The organism is Niastella sp. (assembly GCF_045805085.1).
In the GTDB taxonomy this organism is placed as follows: Bacteria; Bacteroidota; Bacteroidia; order Chitinophagales; family Chitinophagaceae; genus Niastella.
The window spans coordinates 20,912-44,013 of sequence record NZ_JBJMLX010000002.1; the positions used below are offsets into that span (position 1 = coordinate 20,912).

At 48.4% G+C, this 23,102-nt stretch carries 5 protein-coding genes and 1 pseudogene; all 6 read right to left on the bottom strand.

The features are described from left to right. Window positions 1–6 precede the first annotated feature (6 nt). Window positions 7–4,242: a PKD domain-containing protein gene (locus tag ACJ751_RS00230; protein ID WP_407743351.1), complete on the bottom strand. Its 4,236-nt coding sequence runs from the start codon at window positions 4,240–4,242 to the stop codon at window positions 7–9. A gap of 149 nt (window positions 4,243–4,391) precedes the next feature. Then, entirely contained in the window at window positions 4,392–16,631 is a 12,240-nt protein-coding gene (locus ACJ751_RS00235) for a gliding motility-associated C-terminal domain-containing protein (protein ID WP_407743352.1), read from the bottom strand. A 152-nt stretch (window positions 16,632–16,783) separates the two neighbouring features. Beyond that, the gene (locus ACJ751_RS00240; protein WP_407743353.1) at window positions 16,784–18,106 is read right to left on the bottom strand and encodes a DUF4302 domain-containing protein; all 1,323 of its coding nucleotides are present in this window, start codon (window positions 18,104–18,106) and stop codon (window positions 16,784–16,786) included. Between the two features lie 292 nt (window positions 18,107–18,398). Then, a complete protein-coding gene (locus ACJ751_RS00245; protein ID WP_407743354.1) occupies window positions 18,399–19,301 on the bottom strand; it encodes a putative zinc-binding metallopeptidase in 903 nt (300 codons plus the stop codon). 30 nt (window positions 19,302–19,331) lie between these two features. Beyond that, on the bottom strand, window positions 19,332–20,789 hold the full coding sequence (locus ACJ751_RS00250) for a RagB/SusD family nutrient uptake outer membrane protein (protein WP_407743355.1): 1,458 nt from the start codon (window positions 20,787–20,789) through the stop codon (window positions 19,332–19,334). Between the two features lie 116 nt (window positions 20,790–20,905). After that, window positions 20,906–23,102 (bottom strand): annotated as a pseudogene (locus ACJ751_RS00255) (SusC/RagA family protein); the annotation flags it as partial.

The window sequence follows — 23,102 nt, forward strand, 5'->3', positions numbered from 1 at the left end:
TTTCCCTCACTTCACTATTGTAATAGAACCGGAACGTGGCGCAAACCCATTCTTTAAATGAATAACATAATAGTAAGTAGCCATGGGCAGTGGCTTACCGCTTACCGTTCCATTCCAGGGCGTGCCATAACCAGCCGAATAAAAGACCCGTTGTCCATAGCGATTGAACACTTCCACCGTACAACCGGGATAATCACTCAGGTTGGTGATGTTCCAGGTATCATGAACACCATCCCCATTGGGCGAAAAGGCATTGGGCACCAGCACCGGTTTCAATATTTTTACTTTCAAATCATCCGAGGCAATACATTGCCCTTCCCCTATAGCCGTTAGTGTGTATGTTTCATCAACCATCGCCTGCAGGAAGGGGCGTAACACATTCGCATTACTCAACCCTGTTCCGGGCGACCAGTGGAAACTGAGCACAGTAGAATCATTGGCCGTAGGATTGAATTGCACCATGGTCCCCTCTGGCACCGTGAAGGAAGGACCGGCATCTATCACCGGCTGCAGGTATACCACCACCTGTTTGGTAAATGCAGCCGATATACAGCCCACACCATTGGTTACTTTTAGCTGTACGGTATAATTACCGGGTTGTTTATATTTTATTACCGGGTCTTTTTTGGTGTCAACATTGCCATCGCCAAAGTCCCAGCTCCATTGTTGTATGGGACTGTTGCTGGTTGTGCTGGCATCGCTGAACTCCGTATTGCTGCCCTGGCACAAGGTGTCGGGCGCTACGGTAAAGGCAGCGACAGGTTTGTTGTAAAACGATTGCAATGTTTTGGTGGCGCCGCTGGTACAACCAAATGACGAGGTGGCTTGCAAATGCACTGCATATGAGCCCGAAGCGCTGTACACATGACTGGCATTGGCGGCATGCGACACGGTACTGTTATCACCAAAGTTCCAGGTATAGCTAAGCGCCGAGTTATCAGCTACCGTTGTGGCATTTTTAAATTCCGCTGCACCACCCGGCATACATACCGCAGCAGGCAAACTAAAATCAGTTACCGGCAGCGGATGTACTGTTACCGGGTGCGTTGTGGTATCACTGGTACACCCCCTATCACTCACGGCAACCAGTTTTACCACATACGTGTTATTTGTAGCCCAGGTGTGGGTAAACGCAGTATTGTTAGTTTTCGACACCCAGTTGCCATCGCCCAGGTCCCAGCGCCAGGTAGTTATGGTACCCGATGCAATGGTTGACTGATCGGCGAACGTAACCGATTCATTCAAACAAATATCCGGCGTAGCCGTAAACACCGCAGTGGGTTTGGGATATACTGTTATCGTGCTTGTTATCGATTCGGTACAACCGGCGGTGGTCGTAAACGTATAGGTGATCGTATGTGTACCTGCGCCTGCAATAGACGGCGTAAAGCTTCCTGTGGCAGTAGTACCTGGTCCGCTGTACACGCCCGTGCCGGGTACACCATTGGTAACCGTAGCCGTAGCAACGGAAACAGCCGTTGATTGATTGGCGCAAATGGCGTTTAATGCCGGGTAATTCAATTTGGGTCGCAGACTAAAGGTGGCAGGCACCGAAATATTGTTGGTACATCCGTTGGCAGTGGTCACACTGAACTGGATGGTATAATTGCCAAAAGCATACGTGTGGGATGGATTTTGCACCGCAGCCGTATTGGGATTGGCCGGTGTGGCATTGGGGTCGCCAAAATTCCAGCTCCAGCTGCTGAGCGCCTGTCCATCGGGCACTTTGGTGGTATCGGTAAATTGTACAATGCCATTATCGGGCAAACAACCGGCCGGGTAACTAAACCCGGGCTTCGGTTTGGCGTATACGGTAACCGGAACTGTGGCCGTATCACTCACACAGGCAGTGCTCACCTTTACCACATGTTTGGCCGTATAACTGCCATACGCAGGATATACTACGCTTTGGGTATTGCCATTGGTAGTGGTAGCATTGGTATTGTTCCCATAATCCCAATACCAGGTGTTAATGGGCACCGGGCCGCCGTAAGAAGATGTTTCACTAAATGTAATACTTCCGCCTTCACAAACAGCCAGCGGCGTTGCGCTTACTGTAGTTACCGGTGGTGCAAACACCGTAAGCGATTTGGTAACATCAGCCACACAACCATCGGTGGTCACTACGGCCAGTTGTACATTCTGCGTGCCGGTAGTAGTAAATCGTTTGAGAGGGTTCTGCGCCCCGGCGGTGGTAGCATCGGGGAAGGTCCATTTCCATTGGCTGATGGTATAGGCGCCCGTTGAAGCCGGACCGGTAAAACTCACGGTATCTTTTATACAACCCGTCGGATGTGAGAACGTAAAATCAGCCGTTGGCTTTGGTTTTACTACTATCGAAATTTTTAATTCTTCTGTATTGTTACAGTTGTCAAGCGAAAGGCTGCTTGATTTAATAGGAATGGTATATGTACCGGGTGTGTTGAAAATGTACGTACCCGGTAAAGTGTATTTATAATAGGTAATGCCATTTACTATTACGATGCCGTCATATGCTGTAGAGGCGGGATCGAGCGTTACATTCGCATTGGGCGTTACCACCCCACCTAATGTACTGATGTTCCATACCAGCTTCAAAGGTTGGTAGCGAATAAGGGCCGACAACTTAACCGGCGTATTTACACAGGTGAATTGATGAGGATTCTTACCGCCATTGGTGGTATCCGGCTCGTTGTGCACACTGCCCACTGCATTCAGGTTATTCAGATAGGTGCCTACGTTGTAAGCATAGCTCTCCACACTTCCTAATCCATAAGTGATACCGGTAAAGGCAGAGTCGCAGGTCACCAGGCATTGACCCAACGGCGCCGCAGGTGGTAACGGACAATCCCAGCGCTTTATCACTACCGAATAGCCCGGCATATTGGGATGCGCATACTGGGCACTGAACAGGGCGCTGCCTGCAATTCGTAAAGAACCTACTCCCGGCGTGGGCAGGATCACGGTAACATAATTCACCGATATGGATTGATTATTATTCCGGAAGAACCCAACGCTTTTAATAGCCTGTTCCACCGGGCTCAGTACCACCATTTCCGGATCACCCAATCCGCCATTGCCCAAACAACTACCACCGGTCATGAACTGCATCACTTCAATGGGTTTGTCAGCTTCAATCAGGTCGGCCGTGCTGCTCTCGTATACATAATAATTGCCATTGACGAGTGGTGCATTGTACGGCGCACCGGTGATCAATTGATTGTTCACTTTTACAACGGTAGCCGGATCTCTTACCGCAATCTTGTAGGTACTTCTGGAAAATGACAACGGGGTGCTCGATCCGGAGAATGGCGCGGTGAGATAACGTTTACCCCAGGCATGTTGCGGGAACAATTGCTGGTTATCATTATCCCCACCCCCGCTGCCACAGCTGGCCGGGTTGGCCGTACGGCTGCTGCCGGCAAATACCGCAATGGGATTACAATCGTTGGCGCCATTGGCCATGGAACGAACGATGGTTCCCGTTAGCTGTTTACCCGTACCGGCATTACCGCCATTTCCATTGGCGTCGGCCCCGTCATTGGCGCCTACTACCTGATAGATCTGGCCCTTCATTAAGGTTACAGTAGTGGAAACACCGGGTTGTAGTCCTGTTTTATCCTGCGCCCGGGTCAACACCGAAGGCGTAACCTGGATCACGGTATTGTCTTTACTGGCTATTACATACATCCAGTTGTAACAATCGCTTGCATACTCCTGCTTGCTATTGAGCGATACATAGGAATAACCCCAGGCAGTAACCGGTAACAACATCGTAGCGCCGGAAGAAGCAGAACCATAAATATGGGCATAGGCCACTATGGGCACATTGCTTTCTATATGAATGCCTTTTTTTCGGAACACCCCCGCCCCGCCGGTACCGGCAGGTGGCGGATCGGAAAACAAACGCGCATCGTAATTGGGATCACTCAGGGGATCACCAGGTGCAGCGGCTACATTGATAGGGCCCTTTGGAATAATATCAGATGCAATGACCGTATAAGCAGGTATTGTATACGTTTTGCGCCACCAGGTTGCCACAAAGGGTCCGCTGCTGTCGATCGTTACAGTAACTGTTGCAGGTTGATCTTCCGCACTCAGGTACAACACCATGTTCATATTGTTTGAACCCTGCTCCATAAACTGATGATGCCCATACCCCACCCAAAACTCCGTTCCCCGGTTCGAAACATTCTGCGCCCTGCTATGTATGCTCACCAACAGCACAACTATTAACACCATCCATCTATATAGTATTTGCATATAATCTCATTTATCGTTTTGCATTATCCGCCGAAGCTTTTAGGTTTCCCCCGGCCCTCCCGACTGGTCGGGAGGGAGGTTGTGCATTTCTTTCTGCCGTTTGCCGTCTGCCTCGCCCGCCGAAGCTTTAGCGTAGGAGGGCCCTTTGCCTATCTAATCAAATTGATCGCTCCTTTCTTATCCACCACAGTTCCATCCGTCAACACCAGCCGGCACACATACATATACACCCCACTTGGTTGCACCTTGCCTTTGTACATCCCATCCCAGCCGCGGCTTTGATCGCGCGATTCAAACAATTGCTCACCCCACTGATTAAACACCACCAGCTTCAGCTCTTTGATCTTGTAGCCATATACTTTCAGCACATCATTCAATCCATCGTTATTGGGTGTAAAGCTGTTGGGGATGAACACGCCATCGGGCAATACCTGTTGTGATACCGGTGCAGATCTTGCTTCCACGCAAGCGCTCAGCGCTTTCACTATGATGGTCACTGTTTGCATCGGTTGTAAGCCGGCTACCGTATGACTCAATCCGGTAGAACCTGAAGAAGGGGTTGACCAGTTGCTGCCTCCATCCAGTGATACCTGGTAACCTGTAGCGCCTGGCACAGCCGTCCACGTGAAGCGAACGAGGTTGGCGCCTACCGAATCAACTGATACTACTGGTTGCAGAATGGAGCTTTGCACGGCTACTGATACTTTTGTTCTTTCCGAACTACAACTAGTTGGTGAAGTTTCCTGTACATAGTAATCGGTACCAGCTGTTACATTGGTAATTTTCAGGCTTGGTCCTGTTCCTGCCACCGTACCACCGGTTTCTGAAGTATACCAGGTGTAGGTAGCGCCTGCAGCCGGATTTTCTACTGAAAGCGTGGTATCGCGCCCGGTACATACCACTACTGATTGCGCTTTCAGCACCGGTATTGGTTTCACCACTACCTGTTTGGTGGTATCGCCAATACAACCATCGGCTGTTATCGATTGCAGGTCTTCTGTATAGGTGCCTGCCGTCGTGTATTTGTAAGTAACTTTTTGTCCGTTTGCCTTAGTGCCATCATGGAAATTCCATTTCCACTGGTTTACCGCAATGCCATTCTGGGCGTTATTTTCTCCGGTAAACTCGGCTACATCTTTCACGCAACCGGAGAAGTTGATAGTGAAGTCTGCTTTTGGCGCCGGTACTACCTGTACAAAGATCAGGTCGCGGCCGGTGTGATCGCAGCTTTCAATATCCGGGTGATCGTAGATAATTTCTACAGAGTATACACCCGGGTTAGCAAACGTATAATCCTGGTTCAATGGGAATACATAATTCTTCTCGCCATTTATTACTATGCTGTCGCCTGGCACCGGTGCATTCACGGTCACATCCGCATTTGGCGTTAAACCCGGTACGCGGCTGAATTTCCAGGTAAGCGTATTGGGAATAAAGGGCAGATAAGCGGTGAACCGGAACGGCGTGCCTGCACAGGTGTATTCGGCTTTGGTGCCATTGTTCAGGGTATTGGAGATAGTGCCCAATCCCTGCAGCGTTTTCACCATGGTGCCTACATTGTAGCCATAGCTTTCCACGCTGCCCAAACCATACACCAGCCCCAGGTAGGTAGAATCACTTTCTACAGAACTTTGTCCTGCCCCGGCCGGCCATTTCTTGATGGCTACGGTATAACCAGGTTGCGAGTGCGCATAACTTGTTTTATCGGCAGCAGGGATAGCAGCCCAGGGCACCCCATCTATTTTCAGCGAGCTCATACCTCCGGTGGGAAGAATAAGTGTCAGATAGTTGATGTCGATCGCATCGCGGTTATTCCGGTAGAAGCCCGAGAAGCCGCTGATGGCCTGTTCTGCCGGACTCAGAATATTACTTTCCGGATCTCCATCGCCACCGGTATTGGGACAGCTGCCTGATGAGGACATATACTGTACCATGGTAACCGGTTTATCTGCGGTAATAATATCAGCAGTATTACTTTCATATTGATAGTAACGGTTATTGATTAAGCTGGTAATGGGTAATTGAACGTTATTGCGTTTTACTATTGTCGTTGGATCTTTCACCATAATGCGGTAAATGTTTGTCATCAGCGTACTGATGTTATCGCTGGTGGAGGTCGGCGCTGTCAGGTAGGTTTTACCCCAGGCCGAATATGGGAAGGTTTGCTGTAAGAACAGGTCGCCTGAAGAGCCTACCCCGTTACCACAAGCAATACTTGTACGTGAACTTCCGGTGAACACGCCTATCGGGTGACATTCGTTGTTCGCATTTGGAATTGATTTTATAATGGAACCGGTAAGATCGTATCCGTCGGCGCCGCTTATCATGGCGCCCAGCACCTGGTAAACCTCTCCCGCCTGTAAGGTGATCCTGAATGGAACATTGGCAGGTTTTCCACCCAGCGTTGGAACCGATGGCGTGATCTCTACCACGGTGTTATCCTTATCAGCCACCACCATAATGGTGGTATAGGCACCGGTAGTGCTGTAATTCTGCCGGTTGTTCAGCGAGTAATATTCATAACCCCATACGCCAACCGGGAACAACATGGTGGCGCCGGAGTTGGCGCTGGCGAAGATATGCGCATAGGCCGTAATAGGCACATCGCTCACGATACTGATGCCTCGATCGTACAAACCTTCATCCAGCAGACGGGCATCATCCAAACCGGTCTTTGGCATAAAGTCTGATGCTTTTGTCGTAAATGGCGGGATCACATAATTCCGTACCCAGCTGGTGCCATTGATACGAACCTGTACATTGGCCGGTTGATCGGTAGTGCTCATGTACAATACCATTTCCTGTGAATTGCTACCGGGGTTGAAATCATAACTCCGTTGGTAACCCACCCAGAACCGTTTACCGCGGTTAGAGCTGTCTTTTTCAGGCAGTACCGGCGGAGCATATGGATTGATCAACCCGGTAAAGCGATCGATATAATTCACCGAAGTTTGCGTGATCTTTTTCTTCAACACATCTACCCGGCTGCTAAAGCCTACTACCCACGCGTTTGACACGGTTGTTTTTCCAAGACCCAACTGGTTTTGATCGGGGATGGAACCCTGCCATGGATCGAGGTAGAACAATTCCATATTGTAATCATAATTACCACCACCGGGGATATTCACTTTTGTATAGAAGAACATGGAGTCAGGGCGCGACACTAATCCGGATGGCACAACGCCCGAGAAACGGCGCGCTTCCAGGGTGGCCGGTGCCGTTGGCCCCCAGGTGATCTTCATCACCGTATCGGTACCATACATAAATGTTTGTAACTGGTTGGCCGCCGGTGTGGCAGGTGTGGCGGTCAACAGGGTTGGCTGTGCCGTTGGGAAGAATTCCCAGGCGCCGAGGTCGGGTACACCTTGTGTTAGCAATACCGGCCTGATGGAATCATTGATATCGCGATCGTTGCCCGGGATCTGTACCCCACGGCCATGCATGGCCCACACATCTGGGTTAGCCAGATCGGGATGCAGGTCGTTATCACTTACAAAGGCAGGTGTATAGGTAATGGAATACTTATCCCAGTAAGAACCGGCTTTCCAGTCGGCCAGGGTGGCAAACAAACCTGCGGGGTTGGCACGTTGCACCAGGGTTGAACCTGTTGTGTACAGCATATTGTAATCACTGGTGAGCGACTGGCTGCTGTTGTTCACATACAGGGCTACGCCACCGCCTTTTGCCGAAAAGATATTATTACGTAACTGTACTGCATTCGCCGTTGTATTCAACAGGTACATGGCGTGGTTGTTGGTTGCAGTAGCCGTTGTACTGTTGATGCTGTTATTGAAGTAATCAGCTACACTAAAGTTGTTGTGGTACATCCCATATGAACCTGAGCCGGTTGTTTGCAGCGCCACTACGTTGTTGGCAACCAGGATGCCTGGTGAAGCGCTCAGGTAAATGCCATACAAGGTGCCGGTGTTGTTATTAACAGCGGTCACCATATTGTTGGCGAGTTTGCCGCGTTTTGTAAGCGAACTATCGCTGTTGAACAGCGCCAGACCATATACAATGGTTCCTGTATTGCTGATGGCAATATGGTTGCCGGTTATATTGTATGACGAATCACAATCCGTTGCATAAATACCATAGGCCGTTGCATTTACCGGACCGTTTAGGTTCACGGTATTTTTATTGAGCTGAAGCCGTTTGATATTGGCAGTGTAAATACCATTCTGCCAGGCATTGTTCACGGTATTGCTGTCGATCACGTGATCGGGTGTTAAACCTGCGCCTGTACCGGTACCCGTAAAGTAAATACCGGTTGCGCCGTTATTGACGGTATTGCCTCTTATGACGTTATTGGTTCCCTTCAGTTGGTTGGCATAAATACCGGCAAGGGTATTGGAAGCCACCGTTGCAACCGGCGCGGTGATAATACAGTTTACAATACTGTCGTATGAAGCGGTGTTTGCCAGTTCCACTACGCGACCAAAGGTGGTATTGGTGCCGCTGATGGTCAGGTTCTTAAAGATGAAATACCGGGTGCTGTCCAGCTTCAGCGTATAATTAGCGGAAGTGATAGCATCGAAACTCAGGTTCACCGAACTGGCTACGCCATTATCGCTTTCAAACGTTACGGTGTTTACAGTTGATGTATTGGGAATATAAGGTATCCTGATCTGTTCATTATAAGTACCCGCTGCCACTTTAAATATGATCGGACCACTGATCCCGCACAACAGAGCATCCACTGCGGCCTGGAACGAAGTAAAGTTTGGTAAAGCAGCCGGCTTCGCGGGGTCTATTGTATATGTACCGGTGAGCAGAATGTTATTCAGGGTTACCTGTATCGGCGCCGTATACACGGTATTATTGGTACAGGTTACAGCCGCACGGTACCAGGTATTCAACCCGGCCTTGGTATTATATTTCGGGAAATATTGTACGGGGCCGATATCTGTCCAGTTCGTTCCATCAGGTGACGATTGCCACTGGAAGGTAATAGCGCCTAATGGCGAATGACCGGTCACGTTAAGTTCAATCGGCATTTCCAGACACAACCCTGATGAGGGTGTTGCGATGGCTGTACCAGCCACTGGAGGGGTTTGGCAGGGCAATGGCGCAAATTCATAGGCGCCCATATCCGGTGTGGTGGTTGAACGCACCGCATTCACAATATCTGTTGTAATGCCAACCGGTGTACCCTTGTTATCCATGGCAGCCAGTTGTGGCATATAATTGCCGGTGATAACGTCGGTATAAAGCGGGTTCATGCCAAGCGAATTCGCATCACTGCTGGTGGCTGTTTGCCAGTCGGCCAGCGTAGTGCGATTGGCCGTGTAAAAGCCGGTATTGGCATTGGTGGCGTTTACATACAGGTCGTTGTTGTTCGATAATACTTCACTGCTGGTGGAGTTGAGGTAAATGGCGTGTTTGACGCCGGTTCCACCCCGGTTGATGGTGATGATATTATCCACAAACTGAATACCGGTTGCTGTAGTAGTGTGATAGAAACCCACACTCGCACCTGTTGCCGTACTGGTTGTATTGTCAATAGAGATCGTATTATGATAGTACCAGATGTTGGACGATCCGGTATTGTACAGGGCATAGACCGGCCCGTTGCCATCCAGGTCGTAAAACAGGTTATTGCTTACGGTATCTTCTGGACTTGCCGAAACGCTATTATGATACACACCATAGAAGGTGGCCGTGTTGGCACTGATGCCGCCAAAGAAACGGCTGAACCTGTTCTTCGAAATGCTTAACCGGTTGCTCGGCGCGGTGGTTACATAAATACCATACACACTGGTAGCTGTATTGGTACGCGCAGCCCGGGTAAATTTATTACCTGTCACCGTGGTGAAATTGGTACCGGTTACATACAATCCATAATTATAGAAATCCTGTACGGTGTTATTGGTAAAGCTGTTGTTATTGAGGAAACCAGCACTCGTTGTATTGCCCACGAGCGTAATGCCATAATAACCACCAGTAACAATATTGCCGTCGAACACGTTGGCATCACACAGCGTGTTACCGGTTGAAATAGTGCCTGCATCACTTGAGTTGATCACAATACCGGCATAATTGGTATTTATTGAAGAAACGGATGTATTGATAATACACTTGCGGACAATATTGGAGTCTGCATTATTGATCAGTTGTATGCCATAGCCATACGTACCGCCACCGGCTTCAATCACCAGGCTGTCGAAAATGATATGATCGGCGCCATTCAGTTTTATCACTGCGCGCTGGCTGTTGTTGGTGGCATTAAAGGTGATGGTGTTACCATTTCCATTAAAGGTTATGGTGTTGATGGCCGAGGTACCGGGAATGCTATCCAGGATCAATTGCTCGGTATATGGTCCTGAGTTTGGTGCTACATTAAATACGATGGCGCCGCCAATACCGCAACCCATGGCTGCTTTTGCATCGGCAAAACTCAGGAAGTTACCACCGGGTTTACCGGGTATATAAGTGGACGGTCCATTCTTATTGATAGTATATATACCGTTTGGCAAAACAGGGTTCACTACCAGCAGCGCCGTATCGGTATAAACGGTGTTGACGCCACAGGAGATCTGCACCCGGAAATAGCTGGTGGTATCGGCAATAATGGTGGTATCGGGTGTCAGCATCGGCGTACCTATATTTACCCAGGCGCCGGTCAATGATCTGGCCTGTTGCCACTGGAAGGTTTGGCCGGAACCGAATGCACCGATGTTCACATGCAGGTACACGGGATTGTACTGGCAAATAGTATCGGGTGTAAGATCTATTCTTCCATTCACCAATGGAAGAGCACAAGGTGATGGCGTGAACTCATAGGCGCCAATATCAGGTGTGGTGGTGCTGCGCGGTTGATCTTTTATATCGTCAGCGATACCAATGCCGGTGCCTTTGTTATCTATACCGGCGTTGCCTGGTGTAAAGTCGCCATTGCCCGGATCCACAAAAGCCGGAGTGATCGATAAAGAATTTGCATCCAGGTTGGTAGCTGTGCGCCAGTTGCTCAACTGCGCACGGCTCGCCGTGTAAAAACCTACGGCATTGGCGCCAGCTGCAGCATTGAGATAATAGTTATTGTTATCTGCACCAGGAGGCAGGTTCGATGCCAGGTAAATACAATACTTGGTACCGGTTCCGCCACGGGTGATGGAGATATTGTTATTGTAGAAGAAAATACCGCCCGCAGTTCCGGTTTGATAAAACCCTCTTGTTGCTGCGGTAGAAGTAGAAGCAATATTATCCAGCGAAATGGTATTATGAAAATACCAGGTATTGTCCGAAGCAGTGTTAAAGATCGCATACACTAACCCATTTCCATTTACATCATAGATCAGGTTATTGCTTACAACGTTCTCATTATTGGTGCCACCGGTTGAACCGCTGGAATTATTAGAATTAATGCCATAGAAGGCCGCAGTGCTGTTGGGCGCACCGCCAAACGGATTGAAGATGCGGTTCTTGCTGATGGCACAACCCGCATTCTTTTCCGTGGTGAAATAAATACCATAGAAATCGGTTACCCCGGTACGTGCCGGCCGGCTGATGCTGTTCTTCTCGATCACCGTTGCATAGCTACCGGCCACATAAATACCATAGGAGTAAAAGTCTTTTATGATATTCCTGGTAATCTTGTTATTGCCGTTGGCGCCGTTATTAAAGCTCGCCACCAGTGTAATGCCATAATAACCGCCTGTGATCGTATTACCGGTAAATTCGTTAAAGTCGCTTAAGACGTTACCGGTTGTAACGGGGCCTGCATCGGAACCATTCACCACAATACCGGCAAAGTTTTGGGTAGTAGAACTGGTTGACAGGTTAATGGTACAGTTCCTCACTATGTTCGAATCGGTATTGCTCATCAACTGTACGCCGTATCCATACGTACCCACACTGGCTTTTATAATCAGGCTATCCAGGATGATATACCGGGTGCCTTTGAGTTTTATCACGGCCCGTTCGTTGGTATTGGTAGAAGCAAATCCGATCACGCCGCTGCCAACGCCTTTAAACGTTACCGTATTTGTTGCTGAGGCGCCGGGGATAGCCGTCATGATCAACTGTTCATTGTACGTACCGGTACCTGTTTGTACATTAAAGGTTACCTGTCCGTCAATACCGCATTTTATAAAGTTGTAGGCGTCGTTGAAATTATTAAAGTTGTTACCAGTTGTTGGTTGTGTATTATTAATGTTAAAGATGCCATGCACCGGTGTGGGCGAGATCACCTTTACCGCGGTTGAGTTAGCTGAAGTGCTGCTCAATGTGCAGGTGGTAACCAGGCGATACCAATGCGTGCCTACCTGGGATTTAGTCAGGGAAATACCGGTAGCGCCGGTGATGTTGGTCCAAACCAAACTATCTACTGACTCCTGCCACTGATAGGTAATGCCATTACCTGTACTGATGCCTGTTACCCCTAATGTAAATGGTTCCACACAAACAGTCGAACTGGATGTAGTGGTTGTGCCGGCATTGGGGGCACCCGAACAATCAGGCCAATCGGCCACCAGGATATCATCCAGTCCAATATCGGTAACCCCGAAATCACCAACTGCCTGAAAGCGGATGACCGTAGTAGCAGATGTAGAATTAAAGAAAATAACTTTTTGCGACCAGACACTGCGAAGCCCCACACTATCTAACCGGGTAAAGTTGGCCCCACCGTTTGTTGACACCAGCACTACCAGGCTATCGCTGCCACTGGTATTAATATAGCTAAAGGTTAATCGTTTATTGGTGGCGGCTGTACTGGCGTTGATATGCAGATCGAAATTGCCATGCGCGCCGCTATTGGCATCGTAGCTGTGGAAGCGGGCGGAAAAACTGCCATGCGATGCGGCAGGTGCATACGCCCCATTGTTACTGAACCAGCCTGCTGCAGCGCCATCATCATTCCGGCGCCAGGATTCATCACCGGCAGTTGGATCATTGCTCCAGAAATCGTTCGGCACATCGCGGGTATCGCAACCATTGATCCAGGTGTTCTCAAAACTTTCTGTGTATGGTAATGCGGTATACACCGGCGCACGCATGGGCACCAGCACCGGAACAGAACCGGCAGTTTGATTGCCATTGGCGCAGGTAACAAAGAGGCGATACCAGGTAGCCGCAATTTGTGAAGTGGTCAACGTTTCGCCGGTTGCCGTGGAAACGTTTGTCCATACCAGGTTATCAGGCGATGATTGCCATTGGTAGGTCAGGCCATTTTGTACCGGCAATCCGTTTACACTTAAGGTGAACGGCGAACCGGGACATACCATCGTATTGCTCGATACGGTAGTGCCTGGCACCGGTGTTCCGACACAATCCTGCAGATTGAACATAGAGAGATTATCTATGCCGATATCTGAACCACCAAAATCAGCGGTGGCGCGGAAGCGGATCACCGTGGTAGCCGAGTTGGAAACAAAGTTGAGGATCTTCTTATCCCAACTGGTATTCACTGCATAACCACCCAAATGAGTAAAGGTAGCGCCACCGTCGGTGCTCAGTAATACTTCCAGGGTATCGCCGCCACTGGTATTGATATAATCGAACCGTAACCGTTTATTGGGAACACCGGTATTACAGTTTACATAAAAATCGAGGGAGCCCATAGAGCCGCTGGAGGCAAAATAGCTGTGGAAGCGGGCCGAATAGATGCCATTCGTAGCTGGGGGCGTATAACCGCCACCGGCGGGCGTTGTCCAGGCAGCTGCTGCGCCATCATCGAACCGGCGCCAGGAGTTGTTACCTGTGCCCGGTTTGCTGCGCCAGAAATTATTGGGAATGTCGCGAATGTCGCAACCATTCACCCAGGGATCTTCAAAGCTTTCCGTAAAGGGCAGCGTAGCATACGAAACAGCAGCCGTATTTACCTGGAATGGATTAGAGATTACAGTAAACGTACCGCAGGTAACCGATACGCGGTACCAGGTACTGGCTGTTTGCATGGTGCTGTACGTAGAACTTACTGCTCCTGTGATATTGGTCCAGGTGGCATTGTCGGGTGAGGATTGCCATTGATAGGTTTGTCCTGCCCCGGCTGTACCACCGGTAAGATTTAAAGAGAAATTCACGCCGGCGCAAACAGGATTGGCGGTACTGGTCACTGCTCCGGGTACTGGTGGTGTAGTACAGGCCGCCGATGCAAATTCAATAGCGCCAATATCAGGCGTTGAAGTACTGCGCACGGCATTCAATATATCACTGGTCACCCCTACTGCAGCGCCCATATTATCGAGGAATACATTCGCGGGGCGGTAATTGCCGGCGCCTGCATTTATAAACTGCGGATCGAGCGACACACTGCTGAGGTCGAAGCCCGTTCCCTGCCAGCCGGCCATGGTTGTCCACGCCGTATTGTAGTAACCATAATTATTGGTGCCGGCCGGTGCATTCAGATACAGGTCATTGTTAGCTGAAGAGGTGACCCCGGTACCGGAGAAGTACATACAGTACTTGGTGCCCGTACCTCCCCTGGTAATATCTACCAGGTTATTCTTCACATACACTTCGGCCCCATAGATATAACAACCATAAGTAGTGCCTGACGAGGCAGCAGCATCATCGAGCACAAGGGTGTTGTGATAAAAACTGTTGTTATTGTACCCCGGCGAATAAATGCCATAAATAGCACCGGCGCCATTATTGATATTGTACACCAGGTTATTTTCTATGCGGTTGAGTTGGGTAGCTGATGAACCGGAACCGGAATTATAAATACAATAGACCGTTGAACTGTTACCCGTTGCGCCATCGAACAGGTTGTGCACCCGGTTCTTTTCTACCAGGGTGTTTAGCGTGGTTGTGGTGAAAATCCCGTATGTAGTTGTAACGGATGAGCGCGATGGCCGCGAGATATCATTACCGGTTATCAACAGGTTGGTATTTCCATACACGTAAATGAAATAACTGTATGTTTCCAGTATCCTGTTCTTCTCAATTACATTTCCGGTATTATAAGGATTGGTATTCCCATATACATAAATGCCATAATAACCACCAATGATCGTATTGCCACTGATGAGGTTGCCATTTCCATTATTACCCGAAAATGCCGTACCGACTGCAGACCCGTTTATCACAATGCCTGCATAGTTGGTGGTTGTGGCAGCATTATTCGTATTGATCGTACATCTTCGAATGATATTGCTGTCGGCTTTGTTTGTTAGCACAATCCCCCAACCGTAACTTCCTGCCGACACATCTACATTCAAACTATCGATGATAATATGTTTGGCCCCGTCGAGAATGATCCCCGTGCGATTGTTACCATCAGCCGTATTCCAGGCCAGCGTGGCGCCATTGCCATTAAAAGTGACAGTATTGATTGTGGAAGTACCACCCACATTCGGAATGGTAACCTGCTCGGCATACGGTCCGCTATTGGGCGCTACGTTAAAGGTAACCGCACCGCTGATGCCGCACTTGATAAAATTCACCGCATCGTTGAACGACTGAAAGTTGGTGCCGCCTGTTGCCTGAGCGCTATTAATAGAATACACGCCCTGCACCAATGCGGGCGAAATTACCTGCACGCTATTGGAAGTATCCTTCAACCCACCACTGGTACAGGTAACTATGGCCCGGTATCGTTGCGTAACAGCCTGGCTGGTGGTGAACGCCGGTAAGGTGGCGCCGGGAATATCCGTCCAGGTAGTATTGTTGAGAGATGATTGCCATTTATAAGTAATGCCCGAAGCAATCGTTTGACCGCTCAGGCTGAGTGTAAAGTTTTGCGCCAGGCATACATTCGTTAATGAAGTGGCAGCTGTGCCGGCATTGGGTTTGCCCGTACAGGTATTGGCTGGCGTCCAGGAAAAAATAAGATCGGGTCGCGTGGTTTGCGAACCCGAATTGGAAGTATTGATAGTGCCACACAAGCTGCCCTGGTTATCGCTGATATAGGTATGCGACCCGTTGAACGATAACCCGGTTGTCCAGGCAATCGTTGGATTTTCCGTATACCAGGCGCCCGTGGTATTACCCGGATCGCCATTACAAATTTCTATCAGGATGTTATCGGTACCATTCCAGAAGAAAGGCGTTGGTAAACTAAATACGTTGGCGCCAACCACTGGCTGGTAATCTACGGGTGTTGTTTCAATTGGCGTTCCTATAAAATCGTCCCAGCTATTGGTTGATAAGGTGACCACGGTAGTGCCACCGATCCTGATCACTATTTTTTCCGATAACCCGGCTCCATTTACATCCAGCACATTGAACTTGATGGAGCTGATCGTACCCGCACCCATACCCGCAGCAGTCAACTCGGATGCCTGGTATAAATACTGAGCGCGACTCCCTTCGAACCAGTCCTGGATGGGACAGGGATAACTTTGGTTGTCATTCCCTGTTGTCCCCGTTCCAATGGGAATATCAACCTGGGCTTTTGATTGAAAAGCAATAAAAAGCAGTAATAATAACAAGTAGCCTCTTCTCATGGAGCAGTAGTTTTATAGTTCTTTGTTCTGAGTTCTTAGTTGTACCAGACCTTGAATGCTATTCGACCTGTCAGGTTCGCACATTCTTTCTGCTTGTTTAATACCCAATGGCGAACCTTACAGGTCTGGTTTTAAATAGGACATACAATACCTTAATGCTGCCAGGTGATCCATGTCTTCGCATCCTTCGCACTCACCATGTCATAGCTATTCTCGCCGGTTTGAATAAACCAGTATCCATTGCTGTTAACAAATTGTTCTTTTATTTTAGAAGCAGGACCGGTCGTTGGATAAGGGCCCACTGTGAGATCGCCCAACAAACTGAACGAAACCCGGCCATCTGGTTGAAATGTCGGATTTGGCGCAGTGCCATAGATAAAGTCAATGTCATTGATGCGGGGGATGTAGTAAAATGGGATCAGCGCATCAAAGGATGATCCGCTGGCAGGTTGCACCCCTGGCCAGTAAGTAAGATAATAGTACTGCGAAGTGTCGGTCTTCAGTGACTTCAGGTTAAACGCATCATCTACCCCATTCACATGAAAACCGTTCCAGGAAAACCAATAGCTCTGCGCATCAGCGCCCCATTGCCACCAACGCCGGGCAGCCTGTACATCGGGATCTACAGGTCTTATTGCCCCGGCTATTGTGGCATCCGTGTTATTCAACCGTACCTGAACTGTATTCGTTGTTGTATTAAATCCAATAATGTTGAAACCTGTAATGGTAGTACTTCCATTCACTATCGGAATGCTGAACACCACCCCAGTTGCGGAAATAAAATAAGGCGTAGCAACAGTATGCATCAGGCCGGCAGCATCCTTCCAGGTTATGATCGCTACTTTATAAATGGAGTTGATCCGGATCTCATATTCCGTACCGTTATACGTAAGCCGTTTAAAGTAGTTTAGGATCTTTCCCAGGTTGTTCAATCCTATCAGGTTGTTACGCACGGCTTTGTTTTCCCAGGCTGCCCGGTCTTGTGGTGAAGCTTTTCGTAAAATAGCTGCACTGCCATTAAAGCGACCGGTCAATTTGATACTGTCTACAGTGCAGGTGTCAATGGAAAATTCAAAATCCGATAACAAACCACCGCCATACAGCCCCCCATTTTTACTGGCATCGGGATCGGCCAGCAAATGCACATAGCTATAGGTATCGAAGAGCAAACAGGGTTGTTGCAAGGATTTCAACCGGTAACTGCTTTCTTTCAGCACGCCGGCAGTGGTAGTATCAAAATCGCAATACATAAACACCCGGTTGCTGTCATTGAACCGGAAATAAAAACTATAGGTATTGCCCAGTTTGGTGATCAGGGTGGCCGTCCAGCCATTGGCCGCCCCTGTGATCACCGATTGGTAACTACCCAGCTGTTCGTTTATACGATCGTCTGCGCCTTTACTAAAAGGGCTCTTGTCCTTATGACAGCCCGTAAAGATGATCGCTACCAGAATTATTTGTACTATTCTTTTCATAAGTAGTTTTTTTTCGTGAATCGGTCCCGGCTTAGCCGAGAGCAATCGGCAACGCGGCAAAACCAAATTCTGAACTGAAAGCCATTTTCTTATTACCCAATCCCTTTATCAACTCTATCAACCCTGTCAACTTGTTAACTTGTCAACTGATCAACTGATTAACTGATTAACTGGTCAACTTTATCAACTTCATCATTTCCTTTCCCTTCTTTCCCTTATTCTTTTAACGAACACCATCAGGAAGAGATAACCGATACACACGATGTATACTTTCAATAAGTCACTCATGTTTTTATTTTATAAGGGCATCAACCGCTCCCCTAACTCTTGTTTGTAATGAATAGAAATCAATACTCCACACATCCTTATAATACGCTACCACCATCGCTTCTTTCTTACGTAATTTGGCAATGGCATCGGCCTGGGTAATACCATTGACGCTGGTGCCAGGCGGAATGGAGTTAACGATCTTATCGAAACCAGCCCGGCCCTCGATCAGCATCATTGCGATCATTTCTACAAAATCTTCATCGGGGGCCGACATGGCATAAGCCGTTACAAAACCATCCCGCCGGGCAGCCCTGTCTGATACATTGTTCCAGTTGGCGGTGTAAAAACCAGGTGTGATCCGTTTAAAATCTTCAGGGTACAAAACATTCTGATGAAGGATATGACCAAACTCATGTTCTATGGTGTGAAATAGTTGCTTTACTGTATTAGAGTCGGAAGGCGTATAATCCGCCATGGCTTTTGTTCTGAAATCGTTCAGCACATACAGAACGATCTTGCGTCCGCCCTCAGCAGTACCCAGGGTAATAGTGCCATCGGTATTCCAGCTGGCGCTGCCGCACAACACAAAAAACTTCGGACAATAATTTTTTATAAATACATCGCCGGCTTCGGCTATATAGGTATCGATCCATACTTTCTTTACTGCTTCCATTACAGGAACGATCTTTCCTTCATCCGGCGGCACCAGGTTCTTGTTCAGTTCCAGTTCAAACTGGTCCCACTTATACTTGACGGAGATGTTGAAGGGTTTGGTTAAATTGGTATATACCCAGTTATCGATCGGACCTTTTGCCCAGGTATCGCCACCCAATCCGGGAATATTATCTACACTTCCTAAGTTTTCGCTCTTTTTGCATCCATATGCCAGGAGGATTATACAGAGATATGTTGTGACTTTCTTCATTATAGGATTCAGTTTAATGGTAATGGTTATCTACTTCCTTGGGTTTTGCGATATTCCTGCCAGTTTCGCCACATCCGGGATTTGAAACACCCGCATGGGATCATCAGCAGCGAGGGTTAATACCGGTCCTTCGGCAGTGGGATGTACAACCGGTACTTTATAGCGCAGCAGATCGAACCAGCGCATACCCTCCTGTACAAATTCTGCGCGTTTAAAATCCATCACGGTCGCCAGCGCACCTTGCTGCACATCACTTGTACGATAAAATGATCTGATCCTGCTGGCAGTGATCGCATGTGTCGATGCATTGTAATTGAAGATGCGGGTGCTGGCATAGGTATTCAGATCGCTCAGCACATCATCGATCCGGTTCAGGTATACATTCGCTTCTGCGCGGTTAAACAACACTTCTTCGGCCGTGAACAACGGCACCATCACATAGGGAAAACCGATCTCGGCATTGACCGACTCCCTTACAAAATATTCGTTCACTTTAGGAATAAAATAATTATTGGTGCCTGCTGTATACAACTGGTACCAGAATACGCGGGTACCACCGGTTACATTCGGCGCTACTATTATTTCGTTTGATTTTGAGTAATCCAGTCCATACCGCACACCTGCATAATTACGGGCCCAAACCGATCGCGTTTCCGCCAGTAACAGATTGGCCGGCTCGGTGGCTTTGGCATAGCGTGCCCACAATTCGTTATAAGTAAGAATGCGGTATTCGGTATTCCATGGACGTAACATGGCCACCACATTGTTATTGGGAAAAACCATGGAAGCATGTTCCACTACTTTTGCATACTCCCGTTTAAACAAATAGAACCGGGAAGCAAAAGCATGGGCGGCTGCTTTGGTGAAGTGATAGCGAGGCACGCCATAATGTTTATCATCGATCAGGGATAATCCTTCGGTCAGGTCTTTCTCGATCATGTCGTACACATACTGCACCGTCTTTCTTTCATACTGCTGAAAGACCACTTTCTCGGGTTGCAGCACATAAGGAATACCGGGATCACTACCGGCAGTTGTGGCATCGTACGCTTTTGAAAAAAAGGTCACCAGCATAAAATGTGCATAGGCGCGGCATACTAAAGCTTCGCCTTTTTGTGCGGTATAATTTGCCGGGTCTTTTGCTTTTGCACAGGATTCCAGCGCCTGGTTGGCAGCAGCAATGGCCTTGTAACAGGCATTCCAGTAAAATTCAGGCGAATCCTCCTCAGTATTGGCCACATCTTTAAAATTGAATGGATCGATATTCGTGCGCTCCAGTGCGCCAATACCTTTATCGGCCACATTATCTGAAATGCTTTCACAAAACGCCATGTAATTAGCCTGCGGATAGGCAGTGCCTAATAACTGCGATACTTTCTCCGGCGAATTCAGCACTGCCCGGTTATCGGGAGGCTGTTCTAAAAACTTTTTACAACTGGTTACTCCCAGCAGTAATATGAATGTTGTGTATGATAGTAGTCTTTGCATGACTTGTGTTTCTGTTTTCCGGTTTTTTATTGCCGATTGCCGATTTTAAGTTTGCCGCGAAGTAGCCTTTGCCCTCTGCCCTCTGCCCTTTGCCCTTTGCCTGGCCTTTCACATTCTCAAATGCCTAACTTCACCGACAATGTCACTTGCTTTTGAATAGGCTGCGCTACGCCCCCTGCATTAAAGAACTCAGGGTCTTGTCCTTTCAGTTTATCATCGGCATAGATCAACCAGGGATTGATAGCCGAGGCGGTCAGCAACAAATTATTCACGCCTGCTTTTTTGATCCAGTCAGATTGTACCTGCCACGTGAGTGACATGGTTTTTAACCGGATGAAATCTCCTTTGGCAACCCGTTGTGTTGAATAGTTATAATTATTGTATGGGTATGCCCCGCCCAACTGTGCCTGGTAATAGGCATCGAGTATGGAGGGCACACTGGTATATTGTTCATCGCCCGGCGATATCCAGCGATCGGTAAATTCTTTAGGCATGGCATTCATATCTGAATAGTTGGCATGAAATGCCGGATACAACCTGATCCGGTTGCCTGCCTGGTACGTAAGAAAAATGTTCAGGGAAAATGCTTTATAATGAAAGGTATTGGATAAGCCACCGGTGATGGTAGGGTCTACCGCTCCGTTGTAAACGAGGTTACTGATGTTGTCGTCCTGCAGGTATACGTCTGAACTTATTTTACCGGTTTGATCAACAAAAATGGGTTTACCGGATCTATGGTCGAGCCCTTTGTAATTTAAAGAGAACAGACTTCGTACCGGGTAACCCTGGCGGTTGCCGCCTTCTGCTATAACCAGGTCAAAGATGAGCGGATTGTTCCTGGCATTGGTGATGTCGGTGGTGTTATAGCCAAACGTGGCATTCACCTTCCAGCCCCAGTTCTTTTGTTTTATCACTTCGCCACCGATCAACAGTTCCACTCCCTTTGATTCCATATCGGCATAGTTAGCGGCCTTGGGTGTTTCTCCGCCAATACCAGATGTTTTTATCAGACTGATAAGATCGAAACTTCTGCGCCGGTAAACATCGAGGCTCATGGTGAGCCGGCGTTTGAAAAACCCGGCATCCATTCCCAGGTTGGTGGTATATAATTTTTCCCAGGTAAGATCAGCGTTTTCGAGGTTGGCCAGTTGGATCACCGATTCCACTTCGCTGAGAAATGGGCGGCGGGTATTGATATTCTTCAGCACAATGCTTGAGTTGGTAGCCGGCCCCATACTGGCCGTTAATCCATAGCTGGCGCGCAGGGTGAGGTAATCGGCCCAGTGTACATCCCGCATAAAAGCTTCCTGTTCTACATTCCATGATCCGGCCACGCTCCAGGTAGGCAGCCAGCGGGCTTTTTTCGATTGTCCCAATCTGTTGGAACCATCATAGCGGATGGTGCTGGAGAAATTGTATTTCAGGTCGTAGGAATAATTGCCCGAGGCATAAAAGGCTTCAAAGCGATCGTAGTCGCGGCTCATGCCATAGTAGGGAAAATTATTTTCAATATTTTGTTTCAGGATCCGGTAATCAACAAATGGGGTTCCGCCATTATCATATTGATAGCCGTAACCCGTATTGGAGAAACGCTGACGGTCGGCATACTTCACCTGCTGACCGGCCAGGATATTGATGGTATGTTTTTCCCTGAGGATCTTTGACCACGTAAGACTGTTACGAAAATCGTAGTTCTGTAACAGATCTTCCGTGCGGTTGTAAAAACCACCATACGGCAAAACCACTACTGGTTGCGCTTCGGGATCATCGGGATCGCGATACAGGAATTTATTATGCTGACGGATGGTGGAAGTTCCGGCAGCGCGATACGCTTCCGCCATATTCGCGTGTTCGGTGATCACATGCTCGCGGGAAGATTTTACATAGCGAAAGGCGCCTACAAATTCATACTTCAGGTCTTTAAAGATCCTGTACGACACATCGCCCTGCAGGCGGAGGTCGATGAGATTCAGATCGAGGTAATTGTTCTCCAGTTCACTGATGATATTAAAGGGCGCAAAATTCCTTCTGAAATATTCGCGGTTACCGTTTTTATCAAATGGCGTAATAGTGCGACTGGTATTAAGGGCATAGCTGAAGGGGTTGATATCAAAATCACGGTCAAACTTCCCTTCAACCGGGTTGCTGTTGCGCGCCAGGGCGCCCGGCGCTCTTTGCTGGCGAACCGATCCTACGGTTGCAAATCCTGCAGACAGGCGCTCGTTGAACTTATAGTTATTACGATAGTTCAACGTATAGCGATTCACTTTGTCGGCGATCGTCCAGCCATTATCGCCATAATAACTTGTTGAA

Bases quoted from the DNA above. Each gene is read 5' to 3' on its own strand.
- ACJ751_RS00230 (WP_407743351.1), bottom strand. From the start codon at position 4,242: ATGCAAATACTATATAGATGGATGGTGTTAATAGTTGTGCTGTTGGTG.
- ACJ751_RS00235 (WP_407743352.1), bottom strand. From the start codon at position 16,631: ATGAGAAGAGGCTACTTGTTATTATTACTGCTTTTTATTGCTTTTCAA.
- ACJ751_RS00240 (WP_407743353.1), bottom strand. From the start codon at position 18,106: ATGAAAAGAATAGTACAAATAATTCTGGTAGCGATCATCTTTACGGGC.
- ACJ751_RS00245 (WP_407743354.1), bottom strand. From the start codon at position 19,301: ATGAAGAAAGTCACAACATATCTCTGTATAATCCTCCTGGCATATGGA.
- ACJ751_RS00250 (WP_407743355.1), bottom strand. From the start codon at position 20,789: ATGCAAAGACTACTATCATACACAACATTCATATTACTGCTGGGAGTA.